The organism is Micromonospora sp. NPDC023888, from assembly GCF_040639415.1.
GTDB lineage: Bacteria > Actinomycetota > Actinomycetes > Mycobacteriales > Micromonosporaceae > Micromonospora.
Window position 1 is genome coordinate 1 of the sequence record NZ_JBEZZW010000085.1, and the last position, 3,689, is coordinate 3,689.

Here is a 3,689-nt window from a genome sequence, read left to right on the forward strand (position 1 = left end):
GTATTCGTCGAGGCCGGTTTCGTTCTTGGCCTGCTGGAAGCACTCCTCGATCGCCCAGCGTGCGGGCCAGGTCGACCAGGCGGGTGCGGCGGGGTCCGTAGCAGACGTAGTACGCGATCTCCCCGGTCGTCATGCTGCGCCGGGCGAATAGCCAGTGCCCCCGGCCGGGCTGCCAGCAGATCCGCACGGGCACCCGCGCCCACCAGTACTCGCGGGGGCCGTGGGCCCCGGCGAGATCTGGGACATCGAGGCACTCCTGAGTTGGCTGTTCGCGCGGGCCGACCTGCACTGCGACGACTGCAAGGTCGGCAACTGCCCGGCGGGCTGCGAGGTCCTCGCCGGGCACCTGCGCTTCTACCAGGACAACGTGCTGGAGTCATACCTGATCATCAAGGGCGGCAAGGTCGGCTGGTCGGAACGGCCCGAGTTCACCATCGTCGGGCAAGATGAGGACGAGGACGACTGACGCGCCCGGTGTGGCTGTCCAGATCTAGCGCAGTGAGCGGAGCGCCGCGCGGAGCTCGGTGGTGAAGAGCGCTCGGCCCAGGTGCGCGGCGCGCGGTAGATTTCGCCGGGAAAGATCGGCGCGTTCTCGTGGCGGGGGCGGACGTGGATGAAGTGGATGTCGAGTCCGTCAATTTCCGTCATGAACTGTGGCAGGGCGTTCAGCCTCGCTTCCACCTTTCGCCAGTCGTACTCCGTCTCCCAGTAGCGGACGAACTCCTGGAGCGTTGCCAGCGGTACCCCCTGCGATCCGTCGTTGACCGGCTCGCGGTCGGGCCACCGGGTCATCGCCAATCGCTGTCAGAGATCGACAAGGTCGCCTTCCGGTACGTCGATGCGAAAGGGACGGACATCCTGTGACATGAATTCCGCTCCTGTGAGCTATGACGCGGCCGCGGTCCGGGCGCCCCGGGCCGGCAGGCCTACCCTAGGCCGGGGCGGAGTCGCGCGAGTTGAGAACACCAACCTGACCGGAACAACCGGCTTAGAGTCCCGCGTTCACGTCGGCGGTGGCGAGCGCCAGCGTTTAGCCGGGTGGTACCCCCTCGCGCAACGGCAATACGCCGTGGAGCGCAGTCAGAGATACGACGCCGATGCGACGTGGACGGATGACTCCGGCGGCATGCTCGCTCCGTGCATCAACCTAGGAGCGCAACACACCCGACAGCCATCGTCGTCTATCCGGCGGGGAGGCCCCGCCGTGCGTGAGACACCATTTGTGGCCTCTCGGCTGCACGCCCTGAGTGGGTTGCTGTACGTCCTGTCGTTCAACGCCGCGATGCTCCTCCCAGGGCTAATCAGTTCACCCGGCGAGCCGCTGGTTACGCCGTACTCGTCCGACGCCGATGTCCAACAGTTCCTCAATAGCGGCTCACCCAGTGCACCGGTTGGCGCGTTCTTCCAGGCGCTGGCGGCGGTCGCACTGCTGGTGTTCACCGCGTACGTCGCCGTCACGATGCGCCGGCGGGGCGACATCGGCCGAGCCGCTGGGCTGGCGCATGCCTCCGGTGCGGTCGCCTCCGCGCTGCTGCTGTCGTCGGCGGCCGTTCAATGGATCATGTCTCGTCCCGGCAGCGGATCGGATCTGCGGGTCTTCCGGTTCGCCATGGACCTCGCCTTCATGACCGGCGGTCCCTTGCACATCGTGACGCTCGGCCTCTTCGTCGGCGCCGCCTCCGCCGCCATGCTGCGGACCAGGGCGCTGCCGAGCTGGCTCGGAAGGCTGGGGATCGGCATCGCGACGCTGTGCGTACTCGCGATCTTCTCGCTGCTGGCCTCCGCGGCGTCGGTCTTCATCCCGGCCGGAAGGTTCATCGGCTTCATCTGGTTCGCCGCCGCCAGCGTCCTGCTGGCACGACGGGGCCGACTCGCACCCGATCCGGTCGACCTGGCGAGCACGCGATGAGCGGACGAGCTCCTGCCGCCCTGCTCGTCACGGCCCTGTTAGTGACCATGACTCTCACGCCAGGCAGCAGCGCAGCGGGCGCGTCGGTGGCGCCATCGGAGGTATCCACGGGTCCGGCGTGGGTCTCTGGGCCGAGCCCATTCGGCGCCTGCCCTTCGGCCGCTCTTGACGATCTCCTACCCGCCGGCGCGCTCGAACCGACCGTCGCCGCCAACCCCCTGAAACGTCAGCAGCTGGTGTCGGTGTGGACACAGGACCGGTTCAGAGGACTGGTCGCTGGGGTGAGCGCCGACGGCGGCCACAGTTGGCGGCGGGTGCTGATTCCGGGGACGAGCCGATGCACGGGCGGGACCTTCGACTACGTCGATGACGTGTGGCTGTCATTCGGCCCAACCGGCATGCTGCATCTGTCGGCGCATGTGTTCGACGCACCCGAGACCACACCCAGCGGACTCATCACGGCCCGATCCCTCGACGGCGGTCTCACCTGGAGTAAACCGGTCCTCGTGGTGGCGGAGCGCGATCCGGACGGCGGGACGTACGTCGGTGGGGCGATCGTGGCTGATCCGAAGGACCCCGCACGCGTCTACACGGTCGTACCGAAGATCATGGAACCCGACCAGGAGGGCGAGCCGTTCCGCGGAGCGGTGGTCTTCGCCGCCAGCGGTGATGCCGGACGCACCTGGCGGGCGCGGCAGATCTATGAGCCGGGGGAGAACCGGCTGACCACCGGACACCAGATCGTGGTGCTCCCCAACGGGACCCTTGTCGACTCCTTCACCCTGTTCGACCTCACCGGCGAGCGGCCCACCCGGCACGTTGCCGTGATGCGGTCGCAGGACCGTGGCGCCACCTGGTCACCTCCCCACCTGGTAGCCGAGATGCGGTCGGCCGGCGTCAGCGATCCGCAGTCGCCGGGGGACCAGGTCTCCAGCGGCAGCGCCGCGCTCATCGACGCGGCGGTCGATCCGGCCAGCGGGCGGATCTACCTGGTCTGGCAGGACGCCCGCTTCAGCGGCGGGCAGGCGGACGCAATCGCACTGTCCGTGTCGGACGTCAGCGGGCGCCACTGGTCCACGCCGGTAAAGGTCAACCGCAGCCCGACGTACGTCCCGATCGGCAACCAACAGGCATTCACCGCATCGGTTGCAGTCGCCGCCGACCATACCGTCGCGGTCGACTACTCCGATTTTCGTCACGACGACCCCGCCGGGGCGCTATGGACCGATCGTTGGCTGGTGACCTGTCGCCCGACACCCAAGCTTGATTGCGCGACCGGGGTTGGGTTCGACACCGAGGTAAGACTCACCAACGAGCCATTCGACATGCGGCATGCCCCCTTCCTGAATGAAGTCGGCCCCCCGGGCTTTTTCCTCGGCGACTACGCCGGCCTGACCAGCGCCGGACCACACGACTTCGTCGCCACGTTCTCCCAATCCGACCCGGTGGCGTCCCCGCGCGTCGCCGCCGTACGGGTCCGGGACGCCAACCGATAGCCGCGTTGTGGCTGGCCGCGGGCCGGGCGGGACCGGAAACCGGTCCGGTCCGGCCCTACCGGTTGATGCCCGGCCCGGCCGCTGGCCGAGGGCACTAGTACTCCAACGGCAGTAGGCGAATCGAGTTCGGCTCGCGTTCGTTGGTCTGCCTGTGACGGACGTTGATGTCGATCAGTGGCATGGGGAGTCGGACCGGTTGCATGCCCGGATCGGGCCTCGGTTTCGCCGCTCGGAGCCGCGGCGGCGGGCGCGGCAGTACCTGTGCGGGCTGGTCTCCGGCCTGG

Annotated in this window: 3 protein-coding genes and 2 pseudogenes; 3 read left to right on the plus strand and 2 right to left on the minus strand. The window is 68.3% G+C overall.

From position 1 onward, the window contains the following. Positions 1-229 (minus strand): annotated as a pseudogene (locus tag AB0F61_RS34055) (IS701 family transposase); the annotation flags it as partial. On the opposite strand from AB0F61_RS34055, the gene AB0F61_RS34060 reads away from it, so the two are divergent. Next, on the plus strand, positions 221-466 hold the full coding sequence (locus AB0F61_RS34060; protein ID WP_357818487.1) for a hypothetical protein: 246 nt from the start codon (positions 221-223) through the stop codon (positions 464-466). The pseudogene AB0F61_RS34055 and the gene AB0F61_RS34060 sit on opposite strands and share 9 nt — an antisense overlap. Here AB0F61_RS34060 and AB0F61_RS34065 read toward each other — a convergent pair. Beyond that, positions 355-792, minus strand: coding sequence for an epoxide hydrolase N-terminal domain-containing protein (locus AB0F61_RS34065; RefSeq protein ID WP_357818481.1), 438 nt, complete (start codon positions 790-792; stop codon positions 355-357). The two genes, AB0F61_RS34060 and AB0F61_RS34065, sit on opposite strands and share 112 nt — an antisense overlap. Positions 793-1,749: 957 nt before the next feature. On the opposite strand from AB0F61_RS34065, the gene AB0F61_RS34070 reads away from it, so the two are divergent. Together AB0F61_RS34070 and AB0F61_RS34075 are read left to right on the plus strand one after the other, a co-directional pair. Continuing rightward, positions 1,750-3,405: a sialidase family protein gene (locus AB0F61_RS34070; RefSeq protein ID WP_357818484.1), complete on the plus strand. Its 1,656-nt coding sequence runs from the start codon at positions 1,750-1,752 to the stop codon at positions 3,403-3,405. 151 nt (positions 3,406-3,556) lie between these two features. Then, a pseudogene (locus AB0F61_RS34075) lies at positions 3,557-3,689 on the plus strand (IS701 family transposase); the annotation flags it as partial.

What these genes read in the sequence shown, in the direction of transcription:
- AB0F61_RS34065 (WP_357818481.1), bottom strand. Translation starts at nt 792, where the DNA reads ATGACCCGGTGGCCCGACCGCGAGCCGGTCAACGACGGATCGCAGGGG.